The sequence below is a fragment of the Janthinobacterium sp. GW823-FHT01H08 genome (genome assembly GCF_058797855.1).
This window is the reverse complement of sequence record NZ_CM179504.1, coordinates 904,461-925,394: the sequence shown is the minus strand read 5'-3', so window position 1 is coordinate 925,394 and position 20,934 is coordinate 904,461. Positions and strand designations below refer to the sequence as shown.

The 20,934-nt window shown below is 65.2% G+C and carries 14 protein-coding genes; 8 read left to right on the top strand and 6 right to left on the bottom strand.

The window, feature by feature from the left end; translation table 11 throughout:
* Positions 1-2 precede the first annotated feature (2 nt).
* The 4 genes from czcI to AC3RCG_RS04100 all read left to right on the top strand — a co-directional run bounded on the left by czcI (position 3) and on the right by AC3RCG_RS04100 (position 6,099).
* Complete coding sequence (gene czcI / locus AC3RCG_RS04115; RefSeq protein ID WP_070217748.1) at positions 3-365, top strand: cation efflux protein, CzcI family; 363 nt, start codon at positions 3-5, stop codon at positions 363-365.
* A gap of 105 nt (positions 366-470) precedes the next feature.
* Complete coding sequence (locus tag AC3RCG_RS04110; RefSeq protein WP_139143870.1) at positions 471-1,703, top strand: TolC family protein; 1,233 nt, start codon at positions 471-473, stop codon at positions 1,701-1,703.
* 12 nt (positions 1,704-1,715) lie between these two features.
* On the top strand, positions 1,716-2,933 hold the full coding sequence (locus AC3RCG_RS04105; protein ID WP_492404117.1) for an efflux RND transporter periplasmic adaptor subunit: 1,218 nt from the start codon (positions 1,716-1,718) through the stop codon (positions 2,931-2,933).
* 25 nt (positions 2,934-2,958) lie between these two features.
* Positions 2,959-6,099 carry an efflux RND transporter permease subunit gene (locus AC3RCG_RS04100; RefSeq protein ID WP_492404119.1) on the top strand — a complete coding sequence of 1,047 codons (3,141 nt, stop codon included), beginning with the start codon at positions 2,959-2,961 and terminating at the stop codon, positions 6,097-6,099.
* A 543-nt stretch (positions 6,100-6,642) separates the two neighbouring features.
* Here AC3RCG_RS04100 and AC3RCG_RS04095 read toward each other — a convergent pair.
* Both AC3RCG_RS04095 and AC3RCG_RS04090 read right to left on the bottom strand, forming a co-directional pair.
* Entirely contained in the window at positions 6,643-7,152 is a 510-nt protein-coding gene (locus tag AC3RCG_RS04095) for a hypothetical protein (protein WP_492404121.1), read from the bottom strand.
* 121 nt (positions 7,153-7,273) lie between these two features.
* A complete protein-coding gene (locus AC3RCG_RS04090; RefSeq protein ID WP_143449926.1) occupies positions 7,274-7,510 on the bottom strand; it encodes a hypothetical protein in 237 nt (78 codons plus the stop codon).
* 211 nt (positions 7,511-7,721) lie between these two features.
* Here AC3RCG_RS04090 and AC3RCG_RS04085 point away from each other — a divergent pair, with 211 nt between their 5' ends.
* Positions 7,722-8,096 carry a hypothetical protein gene (locus AC3RCG_RS04085; RefSeq protein ID WP_099409218.1) on the top strand — a complete coding sequence of 125 codons (375 nt, stop codon included), beginning with the start codon at positions 7,722-7,724 and terminating at the stop codon, positions 8,094-8,096.
* On the opposite strand, the gene AC3RCG_RS04080 is transcribed toward AC3RCG_RS04085, so the two are convergent.
* On the bottom strand, positions 8,097-11,135 hold the full coding sequence (locus AC3RCG_RS04080; RefSeq protein ID WP_070312565.1) for a sensor domain-containing diguanylate cyclase: 3,039 nt from the start codon (positions 11,133-11,135) through the stop codon (positions 8,097-8,099).
* Between the two features lie 259 nt (positions 11,136-11,394).
* Between AC3RCG_RS04080 and AC3RCG_RS04075 the strand changes: the two genes are divergently transcribed.
* Positions 11,395-12,078, top strand: coding sequence for a helix-turn-helix domain-containing protein (locus tag AC3RCG_RS04075; RefSeq protein WP_492404124.1), 684 nt, complete (start codon positions 11,395-11,397; stop codon positions 12,076-12,078).
* 8 nt (positions 12,079-12,086) lie between these two features.
* On the opposite strand, the gene AC3RCG_RS04070 is transcribed toward AC3RCG_RS04075, so the two are convergent.
* The gene (locus tag AC3RCG_RS04070; protein WP_492404126.1) at positions 12,087-12,980 is read right to left on the bottom strand and encodes a sterol desaturase family protein; all 894 of its coding nucleotides are present in this window, start codon (positions 12,978-12,980) and stop codon (positions 12,087-12,089) included.
* A 78-nt stretch (positions 12,981-13,058) separates the two neighbouring features.
* On the bottom strand, positions 13,059-13,784 hold the full coding sequence (gene queC / locus AC3RCG_RS04065; protein ID WP_492404128.1) for a 7-cyano-7-deazaguanine synthase QueC: 726 nt from the start codon (positions 13,782-13,784) through the stop codon (positions 13,059-13,061).
* 223 nt (positions 13,785-14,007) lie between these two features.
* On the opposite strand from queC, the gene AC3RCG_RS04060 reads away from it, so the two are divergent.
* Positions 14,008-15,915, top strand: coding sequence for an autotransporter assembly complex protein TamA (locus AC3RCG_RS04060; protein WP_492404130.1), 1,908 nt, complete (start codon positions 14,008-14,010; stop codon positions 15,913-15,915).
* Positions 15,915-20,339 carry a translocation/assembly module TamB domain-containing protein gene (locus tag AC3RCG_RS04055; RefSeq protein ID WP_492404132.1) on the top strand — a complete coding sequence of 1,475 codons (4,425 nt, stop codon included), beginning with the start codon at positions 15,915-15,917 and terminating at the stop codon, positions 20,337-20,339. The genes AC3RCG_RS04060 and AC3RCG_RS04055 overlap by 1 nt, the downstream gene beginning before the upstream one ends.
* A 215-nt stretch (positions 20,340-20,554) precedes the next feature.
* On the opposite strand, the gene AC3RCG_RS04050 is transcribed toward AC3RCG_RS04055, so the two are convergent.
* Positions 20,555-20,794, bottom strand: coding sequence for a hypothetical protein (locus AC3RCG_RS04050; protein ID WP_034753464.1), 240 nt, complete (start codon positions 20,792-20,794; stop codon positions 20,555-20,557).
* Between the last annotated feature and the right edge of the window lie 140 nt (positions 20,795-20,934).

Sequence of the window (20,934 nt, the reverse complement as noted above, 5' to 3'; positions counted from 1 at the left end):
CCATGCGACGATTCTTCCTCATTTTGCTGCTGTTCGTGCTTCCGCTCCAGATGTCCTGGGCCGCGGCGAGCGCGTATTGCCTGCACGAGGAAGGCAAGGCGGCGCAGCACCTGGGCCACCACAGCCACCAGCACAAGGCCGATGCGGACAAAAAACCCGCCGGCGATAAAGCTGAGCAGCAGAAAAAAGGCCAGCCGCACAGCGATTGCAATGTCTGCCATGGCATCGGCCACGCATGGCTGCCGGCCGGCTCCAGCCTGCCCGTCGGCGACATGGCGTCCGTCAACGCGGACACGTCCCCCTTCTTTTACGCTTCCCACATCCCGGACGCTCCCAAGCGCCCTGACTGGTCGTCGGCCATCTAGGCCGACGGGACGTTTCTTTCACTGATCGCAATATGCGGGCCTGACTAAAGCAGGCGCCAGCCTGCGCGTCCCGTCGAATTCTTTTTCCATTCCCTGGAGAATTCGATGTACCAAATCATCTTGTTACTTTCCGCTGGCCTACTGGCCGGCAACTTTGCGCACGCGCAAACACCTGCGGAACCCGCCGGTCCCCTGACCCTGCCCGCCGCGCTGCTGCTGGCCGAAGACGGCAACGCCACCCTGTCGGCCGCCCGCCATGAACTGGCGGCCCAGGGCGGCGCCCTGCAGCAGGCGCGCGCCCTGCCCAACCCGGAACTGCAAACCGTGCTGGAAGACACGCGGCGCGGCGCGCGCAGCACCACCGTGCAACTGAACCAGCTCATAGAACTGGGCGGCAAGCGGGGTGCGCGCGCCGCCGTCGCGCAGCAGGGCCAGGAACTGGCGCAGGCCGGCCTGTCACTGCAGCAAGCCGACACGCGCGCGCTAGTGACCACCGCCTTTGTCGACGTGCTGGCGGCGCAGGAAGGCTTGCGCCTGGCCGACAGCGCGCAAGCCCTGGCCGCGCGCGCCAGCGACATCACGGCGCGCCGGGTGACGGCCGGCAAGGCCTCCCCTGTCGAGGAAACCCGCGCCAGGGTTGCCGAAGCGAGCGTGCGGCTGGAACTGAACCTGGCCCGCAGCACGCTGACCAGCGCCCGCAAGCGCCTGGCCGCCCTGTGGGGCAATGCCGCGCCCCGCTTTAGCGTAGCCGAGGGCCGGCTGGAAACCTTGCCCGAGCTGCCGCCACGCAGCGAACTGGCGGCACGGCTGGAGCAGGCGCCGGCCGTGCGCCAGGCGCGCAGCGCACTGGCGCAACGGCAAGCCATGCTGGACGTGGAACAGCGTCGCGCCACGCCCGACGTCACGCTCAGCATCGGCATGAAGCGCTCGGAAGAACTGGGCCGCAACCAGGCCATCATCGGCCTGGCCTTGCCGCTGCCGTTGTTCGACCGCAATGCCGGCAACAAGCTCGACGCCTTGCGCCGCAGCGACAAGGCCAGCGACGAGCTGGCCGCCGCCCGCATCGCCGTGCAGACGGACGTGGCCGCCGCCAGCGAACGCCTGGCCACGGCCCGGCTCGACGTGGAAAGCTTGCGCCTGGATATCTTGCCCGGCGCGCAAAGCGCCTACGACGCGGCCAGCAAGGGCTTTGAGTTCGGCAAGTTCGCCTTCCTCGACGTGCTCGATGCCCAGCGCACCTTGCTGCAAGCCAAAAACCAATACCTGCGCGCGCTGACGGAAGCGCAGCACGCCGCCGCCGAGATCGAGCGCCTGCTGGGCACACCAGCTCCCCTGTAAGGAATACCTTCCATGAACATCACACTGAACAAAAAGCAGGCGATCGCCATCGCCTCCATCGCGGCCGCCGGCATCGTGCTGGCCATCCTCATCCTGGGCACGGGCAATTCCAGGACCGCGCCGCCCGCCGCCGCCAAGGCGGAAGCCCACGCTGAAAAGAAAGACGAACACGGCCACGAAGAGGTGGAAGGCAGGCTGGAATTGACGGCGGCGCAAAGCAAGGCAGCCGGCGTCGTCATCGCCACGGCCGCGCCCGGCCGCATCAAGACGACGGTCGCCCTGCCCGGCGAAATCCGTTTCAATGAAGACCGCACGGCCCACGTCGTGCCCCGTCTGGCCGGCGTGGTGGAAGCCGTGCAGGCGGACCTGGGCCAGCTGGTGAAAAAGGGGCAAGTGCTGGCCGTCATCGCCAGCACGGAACTGTCGGAACAGCGCAGCGCGCTGCTGTCGGCGCAGCGGCGGCTCTCCCTGGCCCGCTCTACATACGAGCGCGAAGAAAAACTGTGGCGCGAGAAAATTTCGGCCGAACAGGATTACCTGCAGGCGCAGCAGGCGTGGCGCGAGGCGGAAATCGCCGTGCAGAATGCGCAGCAAAAACTCAGCGCGCTGGGCGCCAGCGGCGCCGGGACCGGGGCCAGCAAAGGGCCGCTGAACCGCTACGAGATCCGCGCGCCGTTCGACGGCATGGTGCTGGAAAAACACATCACCCTGGGCGAAGCCGTCAAGGAAGACGCGAACATCTTCGTTATTTCCGACCTGTCGACCGTGTGGGCGGAAATCGCCGTGCCGGCGAAAGACCTGGCCACCGTGCGCATGGGAGGCAAGGCGGAGGTGAAAGCCAGCGCTTTCGATGCCAGCGCGCAAGGCACGATCACCTACGTGGGCGCACTGCTGGGCGAGCAGACGCGCACGGCCAAGGCACGCATCAGCTTGCAGAACCCGGACATGGCCTGGCGCCCGGGCCTGTTCGTCACGGTGGAAGTGGTGTCCGGTGAAGCGGACGCGCCCGTCACCGTGCACAGCACGGCCATCCAGACGGTGGAAGACAAGCCCGTCGTCTTCGTGCAGATCAAGGACGGCTACCAGGCCACGCCCGTGGTGCTGGGCCGCAGCGATGGCAATCTGACGCACATCAAGCAGGGCCTGGCCGCCGGCACGCCGTACGCGGCGCAAGGCAGTTTTGTCCTGAAGTCCGAGCTGGGCAAAGATTCTGCCGGCCACGAACATTGATCACGTCAAAGCTAAGGAAACCATCATGTTTGAACGCTTGATCCGCTTCGCCATCGACCAGCGCTGGCTGGTGATGCTGGCCGTGGCCGCGATGGCCGGCCTGGGCATCTATAGCTATCAAAAGCTGCCCATCGACGCCGTGCCCGACATCACCAACGTGCAGGTGCAAATCAATACCCAGTCCGCCGGCTATTCGCCGCTGGAAACCGAACAGCGCGTGACGTTCCCCATCGAGACGGCCATGGCCGGCTTGCCGAACCTGGAACAGACGCGCTCGCTGTCGCGCTATGGCCTGTCGCAGGTGACCGTGATCTTCAAGGATGGCACGGACATCTATTTTGCCCGCCAGATGATCAACGAGCGCTTGCAGGAAGCGAAGGAAAGCTTACCGGCCGGCATCACGCCGAAGATGGGGCCCGTCTCCACGGGCCTCGGTGAAATCTATTTGTGGACGGTGGAAACGGAAAGCGGCGCGAAAAAGCCGGACGGCACGCCCTACACGCCGACGGACTTGCGCGAAATCCAGGACTGGATCATCAAGCCGCAGTTGCGCAATGTCACGGGTGTCACGGAAATCAACGCCATCGGCGGCTACGCCAAGCAATACCAGGTGGCGCCGTATCCGGAAAAACTGGCCGCCTACGGCATCAGCCTGCAAGACGTGGTGACGGCGCTCGAGCGCAACAACAGCAACGTGGGCGCCGGCTACATCGAACGGCAGGGCGAGCAGTTGCTGATACGCGCGCCGGGCCAGGTGGCGTCCAAGGATGACATCGGCAACATCGTCGTCGCCAATGTGCAGGGCGTGGCCATCCGCATCCGCGACGTGGCCGACGTGGTGCTGGGGCGCGAGCTGCGCACGGGCGCGGCCACGGAAAACGGCCGCGAAGTGGTGCTCGGCACCGTCTTCATGCTGATCGGGCAGAACAGCCGCGCCGTGTCGCAAGCCGTCGATAAAAAGATGATCGAGATCAACCGCAGCCTGCCGAAAGGCGTGCACGCCGTCACCGTGTATGACCGCACGGTGCTGGTCGACAAGGCCATCAATACGGTGAAGAAAAACCTGCTCGAAGGCGCCGTGCTGGTGATCGCCATCCTGTTTTTGTTCCTCGGCAATATCCGTGCGGCCGTCATCACGGCCATGGTGATTCCGCTGGCCATGCTGTTCACGTTTACGGGCATGGTGCAATACCATGTGAGCGCCAACCTGATGAGTCTGGGGGCGCTCGATTTCGGCATCATCATCGATGGCGCCGTGGTGATCGTGGAAAACTGCGTGCGTCGCCTGGCCCATGCGCAGCAGAAACTGGGACGGCCGCTGACCTTGCAGGAACGTTTTCATGAAGTGTTTGCGGCATCGCAAGAGGCGCGCCGGCCCCTGCTGTACGGGCAGCTGATCATCATGGTCGTGTACCTGCCCATCTTCGCGCTGACGGGCGTGGAGGGCCGCATGTTTACGCCGATGGCCCTGACGGTGGTGATTGCCTTGCTCGGTGCCATGCTGCTGTCGATCACCTTCATTCCCGCCGCCGTCGCGCTGTTTATCGGCGACAAGGTGGCGGAGAAGGAAAACGCCATCATGCGCGCCGCCAAGCGCTGGTATGCGCCGCTGCTGGACCAGGTGATGCGCAACACGCCCGTCGTGTTGACGGGCGCGGCGGTAGCCGTCGTGCTGTCCGGCTTGCTGGCCACGCGCATGGGCAGCGAATTCGTGCCCAGCCTGAACGAGGGCGACATCGCCATCCAGGCCCTGCGCATCCCCGGCACCAGCTTGACGCAATCGCTGGCCATGCAGCAGCAGCTGGAAAGCAAGCTGATGGCAAACCACAAGGAAATCGCGCGCGTGTTCGCCCGCACTGGAACGGCCGAGATCGCCTCTGACCCCATGCCGCCGAATATCTCCGACGGTTACATCATGCTGAAACCCCGCGACGCATGGCCGGAACCGAAGAAGTCGCGCGAGCAATTGCTGGCGGAAATCGAAGCGACGGCCACGAGCTTGCCGGGCAATAACTATGAGTTTTCGCAGCCGATCCAGCTGCGCTTCAATGAACTGATTTCCGGCGTGCGCAGCGACGTGGCCGTGAAACTGTTCGGCGACGATATGAGCGTGCTCGACAGCACGGCGGCGAAGATTGCGGGCGTGCTGGGCAAGATACCGGGCGCAACAGAGGTAAAAGTCGAGCAGACCACGGGCCTGCCCATGCTGACGGTGCAGATCGACCGCGAGCAGACGGCCCGCTACGGCCTCAATATTGCCGACGTGCAAGCGGCGATCGCCACGGCCATCGGCGGGCAAGAGGCGGGCACCCTGTTCCAGGGCGACCGCCGCTTCGACATCGTCGTGCGCCTGCCCGACAGCCTGCGCAGCGACCTGGAGCAACTCAAACGCCTGCCCATCGCCCTGCCCCTGGGCGCGGCGGCGGAAGGCCGTGCCCGCTTCATCCCGCTCGGTGAAGTGGCCAGCCTGCAAGTGGCGCCGGGGCCGAACCAGATCAGCCGCGAAGACGGCAAGCGCCGCATCGTCATCAGCGCCAACGTGCGCGGGCGCGATATCGGCTCCTTCGTGGCCGACGCCACGCAGCAGTTGCAATCGCAGGTGGCTATTCCGGCAGGCTACTGGACCAGCTGGGGCGGCCAGTTCGAGCAGCTGCAATCGGCCACGAAACGCCTGGAACTGGTGGTGCCCGTGGCGCTGGCGCTCGTGTTTGTGTTGCTGTTCGCCATGTTCGGCAACGTGAAGGATGGGCTATTGGTCTTCAGCGGCATCCCGTTCGCCTTGACGGGCGGCATCGTCGCCCTGTGGCTGCGCGACATTCCCATGTCGATCTCGGCAGCTGTCGGTTTCATCGCCCTGTCCGGCGTGGCCGTGCTGAACGGCCTGGTGATGATCGCCTACATCCGCCAGCTGCGCGAACAGGGCATGCCCTTGCAGGATGCGATACGCGAGGGGGCCATCACGCGTTTGCGGCCCGTCTTGATGACGGCGCTGGTGGCATCGCTCGGCTTCGTGCCGATGGCCATTGCCACGGGCACGGGCGCCGAAGTGCAGCGTCCGCTGGCCACCGTGGTGATCGGCGGCATTTTATCGTCGACGGCATTGACGCTGCTGGTGCTGCCGCTGTTGTACCGGCTGGTGTATGCCGTAAGAGGCAGGTCGGATTAGCGGGGGCCGCCGAGGTCGCAAGCGCGTCATCCGACACATTGTTGACGCTGGCGGTAACGTCGGATGACGGCCTTGCAGGCCTGATCCGACCTACCTGTCCATGCGTCGGTTCCGCGGACGCAGGTCGGATTAGCTCCGAAGGAGCGTCATCCGACACATTGTTGACGCTGCTGGTGACGTCGGATGACGGCCTTGCAGGCCTGATCCGACCTACCTGGCCATGCGTCGATTCCGCGGGCGTAGGTCGGATTAGCTCCGAAGGAGCGTCATCCGACACATTGTTGACGCTGGCGGTAACGTCGGATGACGGCCTTTCAGGCCTGATCCGACCTACCTGTCCATGCGTCGGTTCCGCGGACGCAGGTCGGATTAGCTCCGAAGGAGCGTCATCCGACACATTGTTGACGCTGGCGGTAACGTCGGATGACGGCCTTGCAGGCCTGATCCGACCCGCCTGGCCATGCGTCGGTTCCGCGGACGCAGGTCGGATTAGCTCCGAAGGAGCGTCATCCGACACCAGCATCGGCGCCAACAATATGCAGCTTAGGGCCGGCGGTAGCCGCCTTCGATCCAGTTCGCGGCGGACGTGGCGTTGAACTTGAACGCGGCCGAGGTGCGCACCTTGGCGATCTGTTCGCCGTCGGCGTCGTAGGCGCTCAGTTCCGCGTACGGGTGGTCTTCGTCGGGCACGATGTCGAACATCACCTTGATCTGCCCCTCGTCGGTGGCGACGAACAGGTTCTTGTGCAGTTGCGCATGCAGCTGCTGCTCGTGGCGGCGCAGCACCTCGGACGCCGTCTTGACCAGCGTGTTGAAGGCGTTGACGTCGAGCGGCTTCGGGTTTTTCTTGTCGCGGCCCATGGTCCACGGGCCCACGAGGGCCGGCTCCGGTTCGCCATCCTTGATCATGGCCACGGCCCAGCCTTCATCTTCCTCGTTCTTGATCACGCGCGCCGTCCAGCCATTGCCTACCCACAGGCGCGGCTCCTGGATCGGGGCGTCATTGTCCTGCTCGGCTGCTTCGTCGGGAAAGTCGGGGAAATCGGTACTCATGGCGGTGCTCGTGATGGAAGGTCGGGGCTAGCATGATAGTCGAAAACGCCCGCCCGTGCCGCCTTGCCGGCGGCAACGGTGAACCTTCAACGCTTCCGTCCGGCATCTTCCCAGGCAACTGTCAGCACATGGACATGGCAGGCCGGTTGGGCCAGGTCAGCGGCGGGCCGGGCGGTATCCAGCGCGGGTCGATGGCCGGCAGCGGCGCATGATAATTAAAAGGATTGATGATGATCGGCGGTATCGCCGATGGCGCGCCGACAGGCTCGGCGCAGGACTGCGTGGCGCTACGCTGGCGCGTGGTTCGATGGTGAAAAAGGGATAGCGATTGATCCCCGGTATCTGCAAACAAAAGCATGTTGCCCTCCTTGCGAGACTGAGGTGTTCAGTATAGGACGGCTTGCGCACATTACAAGAAAAGAAATCTTGTTCCAAATCAGTGTTTTCTGGCCGCCAGCGCCTTCCATACCGTGAAAATGACGGCCTGTCGCACGCCGCTGGCGGCAAGCGGGGCGCGCGCCTACAGTGTGACCATGCAATACCCCATCACCCACACAGCGAGGCTTACCATGAAAAAATTGCTCACCTTCGTCCTCATCGTCATGCTCGCCTGCCTGTTCCTCGACAAGATCGGCGGCAGCGACATGCACATGCAGCTCAACGGCGACGAGATCGACGGACCGCTGGAGTGGCTGTTCGGCCTGGTGTTTGCCGGCGGCGGCTTGCTGATCGCCGCCATTGCGCTGGTGTGCGGCGCCGTCGTCACGGGCGTGGTACTGGCCGGCGTGGGCGTGGTGCTGATCGCCGTCGTGGCCCTGTGCGTGGCGCTGGCACTGGCGCTGAGCACGCCCGTGCTGCTGCCGCTCTTGATTCCCGTCGCCATCGTCTGGCTGATCGTCAGCCGCAACCGCAAGCAGGCGCAGACGCGTCAGCACAGCCTGTAATCACTGCGCCATGAACTTGCTGAGCACGCCGTCGCCGCCGCCGTCATTCTGTTCGATGCGGTTGCGCCCGCCCCGCTTGGCCCGGTACAGCGCCTCGTCGGCGCGCGCCAGCACGGCGTCGCAATCGGCATCGGTACCGACCATGGCGGCCATGCCGATGCTCACCGTGATGGTGAGCACAATGCCGCCATCGATGGTCAGCGAACTTTCCGCCACGCGCCGGCGCAGCCGTTCGGCAAACACGGCGGCGGCGCTCAGATCCGTGCCCGGCAGCAAGATGGCGAATTCCTCGCCGCCCACGCGGCCCGGCACGTCGACCTTGCGCAGCGCCTGGCACATCAGCGCGCCCAGGTGGCGCAGCACGGCATCGCCCACGGCGTGGCCATGCTCGTCGTTGACGCGCTTGAAGTGATCGATGTCGAGCATCAGCACGCTGGCGCAGCTGGCCAGCTCGCGCTGCAAGCGGGCATGTTCGTTTTCCAGCGACGCCATGAAGTGGCGGCGGTTCGGCAAGCCGGTCAGGAAATCCGTGGTGGCCAGCTGCAGCAGTTCCGCGTTCATGCGCTTGCGCTCGGTGATATCGAGCGAAGACACCATGACGAAATCGAGGCTGTCCGCATGCCCGGGCATCACCAGCAGGCTCAATTCATTTTGCCGCGCCGCGCCGTCGAGACGCACGAAGCTGCTTTCGCACTCGTACAGGTGGGCGCCGCCAGCCAGCGCCAGCAACGCATCGCCGAAACGGGGCAAGGCGCTGTCATCGAAATTCTGTGCCAGGCTCAGCGCGCCGCGGCGCTGGTCGTCCTCGTTGGCGCGTACCTGCGCCAGCGCGGCGCCGTTCGCATCGATGATGCGCACCAGGCCCGCCAGCTTCCGCAGCGCATCCGGATTGGCCTGGAAGTGGGCGCCCAGGTCGCGCACGCCCGCCTGCTCGAGCGCGTCGAGCGCGGCGCGCACGGCCGACCAGTCCTGTTCCCACAGGGCCACGGGCGCATGGTCGTACAGGCTGCGGAAACGCGCTTCGCCGGCGCGCAGGGCCAGCGCCACCTGCGCCTGTTCGATGGCCATGCCGGCCAGGTGCGCCGCCTCGCTGAGCCGCGCCAGATGCGCCGCGCCCGGCAAGGTCGGCTGGCGGTGATATGCCATCAGCACGCCGAGCAGCTTGCCCGAGCCGCCACGCACGGGCTCGGCCCAGCATGATTGCAGCTGGGCCCGGTACGCCAGTTCCATCGTTTCCTGCACATTGGCATGCAGGTCGCCCACGATCACGCGCTGGCCGTCGCGCACGGCTTGCGCGGCGATGCCATGCACGCCCTGCAGGGTGTCGAGGTCGTGGCCATGGCTGGACAGGTTGAAAAACGCGGGCAAGCTCGGCGCCGCGCCCAGCACCAGGCGGTGGCGGCTTTCATCGAGCAGCAAGATGCTGCACAGCATGGCGGGATGGTCGGCTTGCACGCTGAGCACCACGCTTTCCAGCACCCGTTCCAGCGGCGCGCCCGTGGCCAGCATTTCCAGCACTTGCCGCCGCGTATGCTCGCGCCGCTCCATCTGGCTGCGCTCGCTGATATCGCGGAAGGTCCACAGGCGCGCCTGCTCATTGCCCAACTGCATGCTGCGCACATATTGTTCGACCACCCGTCCATCGCGCAGGTGCAGCACGTCGCGCCGCTCGCGGTGGCCGTGCGGCGCATGGGCGCGTGCTCCAAGGAAAGGCGCCGCCTGCTCCAGCAGGCCTTCCACATGCCGCACCAGCGCCGCGCCATCGGCTTGCCAGTCGAGCGCGTCGGGCACTTGCCACAGGTCGCGGAAACGCCGGTTCGAGGTAAAGATGCGGCCATTGATATTGTCGACCAGAATGCCGTCGATGGTCGAATCGAGGATGCTGCGCAGCATGGCCTGGCTCCGTTGCGCCGCCTCGGCCATCGCCAGCACGCTCGCCTGCCCCTGCTCGAGCTGGCCGGCCAGCTCGCTCGAGCGCGCCAGCGCCGCCTGGGCGCGGGCGCGGCCCGCCGCCAGCAGCCAGGCCGCCAGCGCCAGCACGATGCTGGCCAGCAAACCGGTCCAGGCCACCAGGCGCGGCCGCGCCAGCAGCTCGCCATCGAAGCCCGGCATGGCGCGCACGCGCAAGGTCCACGGCCGGCCGGCGATGGTGATGACTTGCCGCGATAACAGGCTGTCCGAGGCGGCAGAGGACAAGCCGCCCGGCAGGCTGTCGTACATCAGGGCCGCCTCGGCCAGCTGCGCGCCGTCATAGATTTCCAGGTCCAGCTGGCGCGCCGCCTCGCCGCCCACGCCCGCCATCAGGTCGCCCATGCGGAACGGCGCAAACACCCAGGCGCGCAAGGCGGCGCGCCGCTGCTCCACGCTGGCATGCGGCAAGCCGTTGTCATACACGGGCAGCACAACCAGGAAACCATGCGCCTGGTCGCTGCCGCCATCCTGCACCAGGTGTATCTTGCCTGTCATGGCGGCCTGGCCCGTGTCGCGCGCCTGCTCGAGCGCGGTGCGGCGCACGGATTCGGACCAGATGTCATAGCCGAAGGCTAGCAGGTTGCTGTCGCTTAAAGGTTCCAGATACGTGATGGGCGCATGCCAGACCCGCTGGCCTTGTGGACGCACGGCATAGCCGGGATAGCCTTCCGCGCGTACGCTGGCCTCGTGCCGCGCCAGGGCGGCGCCGGGCACCAGCGGCAGGTAGCCGATGCCGTGAATGCCGGGAAAGTTTCGGTCGACCTGCTGCACCGCCAGATAGGCATGGAATTCGCGGCGCGTGACTTCCTGCGAACTGGCATACAGTCCCTGCACCCCGTGCAGCACCTGGATATAGGTCCGCATGCGGCCGGCGATGTTGTTCACCAGTTCGCGCACGCGGAAATCGAAATCAGCCTGCACCTGCTGTTCGCTGGCGTCGTGGGCATTGCGCCAGGCGCCATACGTCAATCCCAGGCACAGCGCCAGCACCAGCGTGGCCAAGGCGCGCGGCCCCACCCAGTGCGACACTGGCCGGGAAAACCACGACGAAGACGCGCGTGTAGACATGGCAGGCTGACAGGCAGGACGACATCAAACCGCGACACTGCCGGCAACATGGCTGGCAGCGGGCTGCACGATTACCATCGGTAGTCGATGAGAATGATAGTACGTTACAGCGGGCGGCCTTGCAATGCCGAATATTGTATTAAAAAGACCACATATTTCATCGATGCAATGATGTGTACTCCAGGAAAATTCAATGCCATGAAAACCATTCCCGCCGGCTGCTATGATCGCCCCGTCATCCATCATCAGGGAGCCGCGTTTGCAGCACGATAGCTGGCAGGGAACACTGTGGCTGGCGCCGGATTTTGCCATCTTGCATGGCGCAGCGGGCGCCACGGACAGCCACGCCCATTATGCGCACCAACTGATGCTGAGCACGGGAGCGCCCTTCACGGTCGAGCTCGACGGCATCGTCCACACAGCGCGGCACTTGCTGGTCGAAAGCCTGCGCACGCACGCCATCGTCGCCGCACCGGCGCCCATGCTGACCATCTATGCGGAACCGCAGCGCCTGGGCGGTGACGCCTTGCTGGCGGCCGCCGGCGGCGCAGGCGCTCCCACCCTGGACGGCATCGCCGCCGCCCTGCAGGCCCAGCCCCGGGAAATCCTGTCCGACGCCCGCGTGCGGCGCGCGCTGGAGCAGGTCGACATATTGTTGTCGGGCAAGGTCAGCGCGGCCGCCGTGGCCGGGGCCGCGCATTTGTCGCTGAGCCAGCTGGAACGCCTGTTCAGCGCCCAGCTGGGCTTGCCCGTGCGGCGGCTGGTGCTGTGGCGCCGCTTGCGCCTGGCCATCCGTTTCATCTTGCTCGGCAGCACTCTGACGGACGCGGCCCACGGCGCCGGCTTTGCCGATGCCGCGCATTTTTCGCGCACCATGCGCAGCCTGTTCGGCGTGCGCGCCGACCGCAGCTTGCGCCAGCTCGACGTCAAGCTGCTCGATTGACCTGCCGGCTACGACCCGTGGCGCAAGCCGGCCGGCAGCTCGGGCGCGCGCACGCCCTCTTCCGCGCGGAACGGCTCGATCAATTGCGCCCCATATGCGACGGGGTAATCGGGCCGGCTGCCGATGCCCAGGTCCTCGCTCCGCATGCGGTAGCCCGGGGCGTCGAAACAGGTGCCCAGCAGGCGGTCCCAGCACGTAAAAAACAGGCCGAAATTCACGTCGCCGGCCGTGCCGTATTTCATGTGATGAAAACGGTGCAGCGGCGCCCAGGCAAACACGTGGCGCAGCGGCCCCATGCGCATGTCGACATTCGCGTGCTGCAGCAACAGCTGGATCGCTACGGCAAACGCCAGCACGGCCATGACACGCTCAGGTATGCCCAGCAGCAATAAGGGCAGCATGCCGCCCGCCGCTTCCAGCAGCAGATGCAGCGGGTGTTTCATCCAGCCATTGAAACCATACAGGCGCTGCACGCTGTGGTGCACGGCATGCAGTTTCCACAGAAAGTAATAATGATGACTCAGGTAATGCACCAGGGTAATGCCGCAGTCGGCGATGAGGATGGCCAGCAGCAGTTGCGCCCAGAACGGCAGCTGGACTGGCCAGAATGCGCCCAGCGCCAGGTGCCCTGCCAGCAAGGGAAAGGCAGCCAGGCCCAGCAGGTACAGCGCCTCGTTGACGAGCGCATGCACGACATCGCGCCAGCCGTCGCCGTGCGCATGGTTCCACGCGCCGTCATACGGCAGGTAGCGTTCGGCAAGAAAGGACGTGAGCAGGGCCAGCAGCAGCAAGGGCGGCAAGACCCAGAGGGAATAGTGGCACACCGCGATCAGGCAAGCGGCGGCGCCGATGAAGCCGGCCCAGAAGACGGGGCCGTACAGCGCGGCAAAGAGGGATGTCATGGCAAGGCGCTCCTGTGGCAAAAACCACAGCATGGCTTGTCCCCCTGCCGCGCCGCTTGAAGAAACGGCGCAAACTGATTATTTCAGGGCCGGTTTCGCCGCCTTCCTCGCCGCATATTGCTGGTAACCGTTCGCGCGCAGGGCGCAGGCGGGGCAAGTGCCGCAGCCGTAGCCCCAGTCGTGCAATTCGCCCCGCTCGCCCAGGTAGCAGGTGTGCGTGCCGCTGCGGATCAGGTCGACCAGCGGCTGGCCGCCCAGGTCTTCCGCCAGGTCCCAGCTTTGCGCCTTGTCCAGCCACATCAGCGGCGTTTCCAGCTTCAGGCGCGTATTCATGCCCAGGTTCAGGGCCACTTGCAGCGCCTTCATTGTGTCGTCGCGGCAATCCGGGTAGCCGGAAAAATCCGTCTCGCACATGCCACCCACCAGCACCGTCAAGCCGCGGCGGTAGGCCACGGTGGCGGCCACCGTCATGAACAGCAAGTTGCGGCCGGGCACGAAGGTGTTCGGCAAGCCGTTTTCCTGCATGACGATCTCGACGTTCTGCGTCATGGCCGTATCGGAAATGGCGGAAATCAGGGACAAATCGATCATGTGGTCCTGGCCCAGGCGGCTGTCCCACTCGGGCGACTGCCGGCGCATCTGCTCGAGCACGCCGGGACGCACGGTCAGCTCGATCGCATGGCGCTGTCCATAGTCAAAACCGATGGTTTCGACGCGGCTATAGTGCTTGAGAGCCCAGGCCAGGCAGGTGGTGGAATCTTGTCCACCGCTAAAGAGCACCAGTGCGGAGTCCGTTGCTAGCATAATTTCTTTCTTTTCAGTTTGATTCTGTTCCAATTGTGCGCGGAGAAACATGATTCCCAGCGCAAAAAATACTTATTCGTCCGCCATCAGTTTACCTATTCCGGTAACATGCAGTCAGCATTTACTCATCTGGAGCACCATGTTTTCTGCACGACCCATACGGCATACGGCTGCCGGCAAGGCGATACGACCACGAATTTTGGCACAAGTAGTGACAAAAGCAATGGGTCAACTGACACTGGCGGCCGCCGGCAGTGTCATCTCGCTGTTTCCCATCGCCCATGCCGGCGCGCAGGAGGGTACGCAGGAACGCACGCAAGATGCCGTTGCGGACAGCCCCACCACGGAAACGGCGCCCGCCCCGCTGCAGTACGAGGTCAAGGTCAACGCGCCCGGCGACCTCGATGAGTTGCTGGAAAAAAACCTGGACCTGGAACGCTTCCGCGGCAACCCGCGCATGGACCGCGAGCAATTGCAGCGCCTCGTGCGCGATACGCCCGAGCAAGCCAAAAACCTCATCGCCACGGCCGGCTACTACACGCCCGTCGTCACGGTGCGCGTCGACACGACGGGCGCCAAACCCGTCGTCATCGTCGACGTCGACCCGGGCCAGCCGGTGACCATCGACAAGGTCGAGCTGGAATTGCGCGGCTTCGATCCCACGCCGCCGCTGGCCGCTTCCGAACCCTACGATACGGAAGCACTGAAGCGCAGCTGGGCCCTGAAGACGGGCAGCGTGTTCCGCCAGGCGGAATGGGAAGCGGCCAAGCGCGCACTGCTGCGCGAAGTGGTGCAGACGCGCTACCCGCGCGCCCAGCTGGTCGATACGCAAGCCGTGGTCGACCCGGAAACACACAAGGTCTCCTTGCTGGTGGTGCTCGACAGCGGCCCCGAGCTGCGCTTCGGCGAGCTGCGCATCGAAGGCTTGAAGCGTTACGATGCCAGCATCATCCGCAACCTCGACAAGATACGCCCAGGCGACTATTACAGCGAATCGGCGCTGCAATCGTTCCAGGCGCGCCTGCAGGACACGGGCTACTTTGCCAGCGTGGAAGTCAGTGCCGACATGAGCAGCATCCTGGGCGAGCAGATCGAGGCAGGCCAGGAAAGCCAGCAAGCCGAGGCCGCCGGCGCCGCGCCAGAAGCCAGGCCCGCCAACCGCGGCCCCGCGCCGCTGTTGCCGCTGGTCGTGCGCGTGACGGAAAACAAGCAGCAGAACGTCAGCGCCGGTCTCGGTTTCAGTACGAATACGGGGAATCGCGCCCAGCTCAACTATGACAACCTCAACGTATGGGGCACGCGCTTCAAGAGCGCGATCACCATGGAAACGAAGAAACAGGCAGCGCACGCCAATTTTTACTTTCCGACCACCGAGCGCGGCTACAACGACAGCGCGGGCGCCTCGTTCGAGCGCAGCGACATTTCCAACGAAATCACGGCCGTCACCACCATCTCGGCCAAGCGCAACTGGGGCGGTACCAACCTCGAGCGCAGCCTGACGTTCGAGTTCCTCAGCGAAGACAAGACCGTGGTGGGCCTGGAACAGACGCGCAGCAAGAGCTTGCCGCTGACCTATGCCATCACCAAGCGCAGCCTCGACAGCCTGCTGTTCCCCACCAAGGGCTACGTCATCAATGCCCAGGTGGGCGGCGCCCTGCTGCCCCTGCTGACGGACGAGCGCTTCGTGCGCGTGGCCGGCAAGGCCGTGTATTACCGTCCGCTCGGCGAAAAGGGCGAGCTGATCGTGCGCGGCGAAATGGGCGCGCTGGGCTCGAAGGAAAAACGCGGCGTGCCGGCCGTTTACCTGTTCCGCGCGGGCGGCGACCAGTCGGTGCGCGGCTATGGCTACCAGGAACTGGGCGTGAAGGAAGGCGACGCCACCATCGGCGGGCGCTACATGCTCACCGGCAGCGCCGAATACCAGTACTGGTTCAAGCCGAAATGGGCCATTGCCGCCTTCTATGACGCCGGCAACGCGGCCGACACGGTCAAAGCGGCCATGACGCCGAAATCGGGCTATGGCTTGGGCGGGCGCTACAAGAGCCCCGTCGGCCCCATCAATGTCGATGTGGCGTATGGCCACGCCGTCCACGCCTACCGTTTGCACTTTTCTCTGGGATTCACTTTCTGATGTCCGATATTTCTACCGAGTCCCACGACGCCGCGCCGCCACCGCCGGCGAAAAAACCGCGCCGCTGGGTGCGCTATGTGCTGATCGCCGTCGCCAGCCTGGCCGTGCTGCTGGGCGGCGCCTTCTGGTTCCTGGGCCGCGAATCGACCTTGCAGATGCTGGTGCAAAAAGTGGCCAGCGCCAGCGGCGGCGACATCGCAGTGTCGGGCGTGTCCGGCTCGCTGTACAACCGCATGCACCTGGGCCACGTCAGCTACCGCAGCAAGACGCAGCACATCACGGCCGACAACATCGACATCAACTGGTCGCCGTTCCAGTTCTTCTCGGAAGGCATCGCCATCAGCGAACTGCACGTGGCCAGCCTGTCCGTGGAAAGCACGGCGCCGTCCGAGGAACCGTCGACCATGCCCGCCAGCCTGGCCGCGCCTTTTAAAATCGGCATTGCCGACGCGCGCCTGGACAAGGTGACCCTCGTCAGCGCGGGCGGCAACACGGTATTTGAAAAAATCCATTTCAGCTTGTCGGGCGACAAGTCGCAATGGCAGCTGGAAGACGCCTCGGCCGTCACGCCGTTCGGTCAGGCTACGGCCAGCGCGACGATTGCCGCCACGCAGCCGTTCAAGCTCAGCGGCAAGGCGGGCTTGACGCAGATCAACCCTGCCGCCGGCGAAAAACCGGCCGCCCTGGCGCTGCAACTGGGCGGCGACCTGAACGTGCTGAACGTCACGGCCAAGGGCAATGCGGGCGCGGCCACGGCCGACGCCCAGCTGGCGCTGGCGCCGTTCGACCCCGTCATCATCCTGCGCTCGGCCAGCATCAAAGGCCGCAACATCAATCCGGGCAAGTTCGACGCCACCTTGCCGCAGGCGGACCTGAGCCTGGAACTCGACGCCGCCATCGACACCCGGCCGACGAAGCAAACCGTATCAGGCAAGCTGGCCATCCTCAACCACGCCACGCCGGGCCCCATCGACCAGCAAAAGCTGCCGCTGCGCCAGTTCGAGGCGCGCCTGGGCGGCACCCTGACGGCCACGACCTTGGAATCGGCCATCATCGATTTCGGCAACGCGGGCAAGTTCACGGGCGGCGGCAAACTCAACCGCGACGCCGTCGATGGCCCCATCGGCAATGCGCAACTGACCTTGCACACGGACAAGATCGACTTGCAGCACATCTACAGCAGCATCAACAGCACGAAGATCGTCGGCGACATCGTGCTCGACAGCGACGGCAAGACGCAAACCCTGCGCGCCAAGCTCGGCGAAGCCAAGCTGCGCCTGGACGTGGAAGCCACCCTGGCCGATTCGCTCGTGCAACTGCGCAAGGCCACCTTGCAGGCAGGCAAAAGCAGCGTCAACGCGACGGGCCAGATCAGCCTGAAGGATGAGCAACCGTTCAAGGCCGTGGCCAGCACCAGCCGCCTCAATCCCGCCGACTTCGGCGCCTTCCCCGTGGCCGACCTGAACCTCGACGTGCGTGCCCATGGCCACGTGGCCCCCAAGTGGCTGGCGAACGCGGACTTCACCGTGCGCCCCAGCAAGCTGCTCGACCAGCCCCTGTCCGGCAAGGGCAAGCTGACGGCCGATGCGGCCCACTTCAGCGGCATCGACGTGCAATTGGCACTGGGCAAAAACAACGTGACTGCCAAGGGCAACTTTGGCGGCGCCGGCGAAAAGCTCAACTGGAATGTCGATGCACGGCAGCTTTCTGCCCTGCAGGGCGACTTGCTGGGCACGGTGCTGGCCAGCGGCGTGGTGCAGGGCACGATGCAGCAGCCGCGCACGAGCTTTGTGGCCGACGCGAAAGGACTGGGCCTCACCAGCGGCAAGCGCCCCGCGCCCGACAGCGCCATCCACGCCAGCGGCGAAGTGGGCTTGACGGGTCCGAAGCAGCAGGCGGAACTGAAAATGACGGGTTCCTTGCAAAAGATCAACCCGGCCGCGTTTGGCGCATCGCTGCCCAACGGCAACGTGAATGCGGATTTCAACGGCAGCGGCCGCCTCACCAGCGACTGGCAAGTGGCCCTCAACTTGGCCCTGCACGAATCGACCCTGCAAAACGCCCCGCTGGCCGGCTACGCCAAGCTGTCGGCCAACGCGAAACGCATCGACAGCGTGGATACGGAACTGCGCCTGGGGCCGAACAGCCTGCTGGCCAAGGGCGCGCTGGGCGGCGCCTCCGACCATCTGACGTGGAAACTCGATGCGCCGCAACTGTCGACCCTGGGCCCCAAGTTTGCCGGCGTGCTGCATGCGGCCGGTTCCGTCTCGGGCAAGATGGACGCGCCCGCCGCGCAGCTGACGCTCGATGGCAAGGATCTGACCTTCTTTGGCGACCAGCAATTGAAAGCCGTGAAAGGCAGCGCCAGCGTGGGTGCCGGCCAGGGCGCGCTCGACCCCATGGTCAGCAGCCTGGAGATCACGGGCTACAGCACGCCCACCTTCAAGCTGACCAGCGCCCGCCTGGGCACGACGGGCACGCGCGGCAGCCATACGGTCAGTTTGACGGCACGCAATGACGATTTCGATGCCACCGTGCAAATCCGCGGCAGCCAGAGCGGCGCCGCCTGGACGGGCAGCATCGACAGCCTGCAAAACAAGGGCCGCTATGCGCTCGTGCTGCAAGCGCCCGTGCCCGTGAAAGTAGCGGGACCGGCCGGCAGCGGCGTGGCGGGCCTGGGCCAGCCCGAGCAGATCAGCGTGGGCAACACCGTCATCAAATTGCCGGCAGGCAGCATCACCATGCAAAACCTGGTCAAGAACGGCCCCCGCTGGACCAGTTCCGGCCAGGCGGCCGGCGTGGCCCTGACCTATCTGGCGCAGGTCATTCCATCGCTGCAGTCCAACGCGCGCAGCGACCTGACCCTCGGCGCGCAATGGTCGCTCGACATGCAGGTGCCAACGGCGAAACAGAAAGATCCCTCGCTGGCCGGCATGCTGCACATCTACCGCGAAAAAGGCGACGTGACGGTGGGCGTGGAACAGCCGCTGGCGCTGGGCTTGCGCACCTTCGATGCCCGCATCGATGTGGCCAACCAGCAGCTGCGCCTGGCCGTGAAACTCGATGGCGCACGCGCGGGCCAGAGCGATATCAATGCCACCGTGCAAATGCTGGGCGGGCGCATCAGCAACGACAGCGCCCTCTCCCTGACGGGCACCACGAATATCGATTCGCTGGCGTGGCTGGCGCCGCTGACGGGCCAGCCTGGCCTGGAACTGGGCGGCGCCTTGAAGGTGGCCCTGTCCGGCAGCGGCACCATCGGCGCGCCGCAATTGAATGGCGACATCAACGGCAGCAAGCTGCTGGTGAACTGGGCCGACCAGGGCTTGAAATTGCGCAATGGCGTGCTGCAAGCCAAGCTGGCCGGCGATCAATTGCAATTGCAGCGTTTGAGCTTTGACGGCGGCGACGGCAAGGTGCAGGCCGATGGCTGGGTACGCTTTGCCAATGGCGAAGCGAGCCTGGAACTGAAACTGATGGCCGACCGCCTGCAGGCGCTGTCGCGTCCGGACCGCACTTTGGTCCTGTCGGGCAACAGCACCCTGGTGCGCAACGACAAGCGCTTCAGCTTCGAGGGCAAGTTCAAGGCCAACCGCGCGCTGATCGAACTGGCGCCGCAGGATACCCCCACACAAAGCAGCGACGTGGTGGTGTTGGGCAAGGAAATCAAGGGCAGCAAGGAAGCGCCTTCGCTGCCCCTGAATATCGACCTCGAGTTTGACCTGGGCAACGCTTTCCACCTGCGCGGCATGGGGCTCGACGCGGATCTGGCCGGCAATGTGCGCGCCAGAGTCATCAACCGCGCCGCGCCGCGCGTGACGGGCAGCATCAAGGTTGTCACAGGTCAATACGCGGCCTACGGGCAGAAACTGTCGATCGAGCGTGGCCTGATCGCCTTCACGGGCGCCTACGACAACCCGTCACTGAATATCCTGGCCGTGCGCAAGCGTCCCGAAGGCGAAGCGCTGTCGGAAACAAACGTGGAAGCGGGCGTGGAAGTGCGCGGCACGGCACAGGCGCCGACGGCCAAGCTGGTGTCCACGCCGAGCGTGTCAGACAGCGACAAGCTGGCCTGGCTGATCCTCGGTCACGGCGCGGAAACGGCGGCCGGCGATGAAATGGCGCTCTTGACGACGGCCGCAGGCGCCCTCTTCGGCGGCTCCGGCGGCGGCTTGCAGGGCAAGCTGGCCAATTCGCTGGGCCTCGACGAAGTGGGCCTGTCGCAGGCGCAAGGACTGGAAAGCACGGTCGTCACCGTCGGCAAGCGGCTGTCGTCGCGCGCCTACCTGACGTTCGAGCAAGGCACGAGCACGGCGACGAGCCTGGTCAAGCTGCGCTATAAGCTGAACCGCCGCATCACCCTGCAGTTCCAGACGGGCACGAACAATGCGCTCGACGTGTTGTATACGTGGGCGTTTGATTAGAGTGGCGGCCAACAACGTTGTCGGATTACGCGGGGCGTGGCCCCGCTAATCCGACCTACGGCCCATGTGCATCCACGTAGGTCGGATTAGCGGCGCAGCCGCGTAATCCGACACCACCGAAACAACAAAGGGCGCCTCGGCGCCCTTTGCTGTTTCTACTGCCAACCCAAGAAAATACTGGGGTCAGACCCGGCGGGTCTGACCCCGGCACTCACTTACTCGGCCACGTCGAGCCCCCGCTCGATCATGCCTTCGACATACGCGCGCAGATACTGCTCCAGCGCGGGGCCGGACAGCACGTTGGCCGTCAGCGCGCCGTGCGGCGAGCCTTTCAGCACGCCGTCGTGGTACACGCGCGCAATCCAGGCCACGTCCGCGCCCTGGGTGTAATCAAGTTCATAGTCGAACGATTCTCCGCTGACTTTGCGTGTGTAGACTTCCTTGACAATTGCCATCTAAAACAGCCTTTCTTGACGAGATTAGGATGCGGGTGCGGCACGGGATCGTCCTGCGGCACCGGGTGCACGGGCCCCGGATGGTGCCCGGGCGCTTCTTGCGGCTCCGGCGCCGGCATGGGTTCATCGACGGGCGCCGG

What these genes read in the sequence shown, in the direction of transcription:
- czcI (WP_070217748.1), top strand. Translation starts at nt 3, where the DNA reads ATGCGACGATTCTTCCTCATTTTGCTGCTGTTCGTGCTTCCGCTCCAG.
- AC3RCG_RS04110 (WP_139143870.1), top strand. Translation starts at nt 471, where the DNA reads ATGTACCAAATCATCTTGTTACTTTCCGCTGGCCTACTGGCCGGCAAC.
- AC3RCG_RS04105 (WP_492404117.1), top strand. Translation starts at nt 1,716, where the DNA reads ATGAACATCACACTGAACAAAAAGCAGGCGATCGCCATCGCCTCCATC.
- AC3RCG_RS04100 (WP_492404119.1), top strand. Translation starts at nt 2,959, where the DNA reads ATGTTTGAACGCTTGATCCGCTTCGCCATCGACCAGCGCTGGCTGGTG.
- AC3RCG_RS04095 (WP_492404121.1), bottom strand. Translation starts at nt 7,152, where the DNA reads ATGAGTACCGATTTCCCCGACTTTCCCGACGAAGCAGCCGAGCAGGAC.
- AC3RCG_RS04090 (WP_143449926.1), bottom strand. Translation starts at nt 7,510, where the DNA reads ATGCTTTTGTTTGCAGATACCGGGGATCAATCGCTATCCCTTTTTCAC.
- AC3RCG_RS04085 (WP_099409218.1), top strand. Translation starts at nt 7,722, where the DNA reads ATGAAAAAATTGCTCACCTTCGTCCTCATCGTCATGCTCGCCTGCCTG.
- AC3RCG_RS04080 (WP_070312565.1), bottom strand. Translation starts at nt 11,135, where the DNA reads ATGTCTACACGCGCGTCTTCGTCGTGGTTTTCCCGGCCAGTGTCGCAC.
- AC3RCG_RS04070 (WP_492404126.1), bottom strand. Translation starts at nt 12,980, where the DNA reads ATGACATCCCTCTTTGCCGCGCTGTACGGCCCCGTCTTCTGGGCCGGC.
- queC (WP_492404128.1), bottom strand. Translation starts at nt 13,784, where the DNA reads ATGCTAGCAACGGACTCCGCACTGGTGCTCTTTAGCGGTGGACAAGAT.
- AC3RCG_RS04060 (WP_492404130.1), top strand. Translation starts at nt 14,008, where the DNA reads ATGGGTCAACTGACACTGGCGGCCGCCGGCAGTGTCATCTCGCTGTTT.
- AC3RCG_RS04055 (WP_492404132.1), top strand. Translation starts at nt 15,915, where the DNA reads ATGTCCGATATTTCTACCGAGTCCCACGACGCCGCGCCGCCACCGCCG.
- AC3RCG_RS04050 (WP_034753464.1), bottom strand. Translation starts at nt 20,794, where the DNA reads ATGGCAATTGTCAAGGAAGTCTACACACGCAAAGTCAGCGGAGAATCG.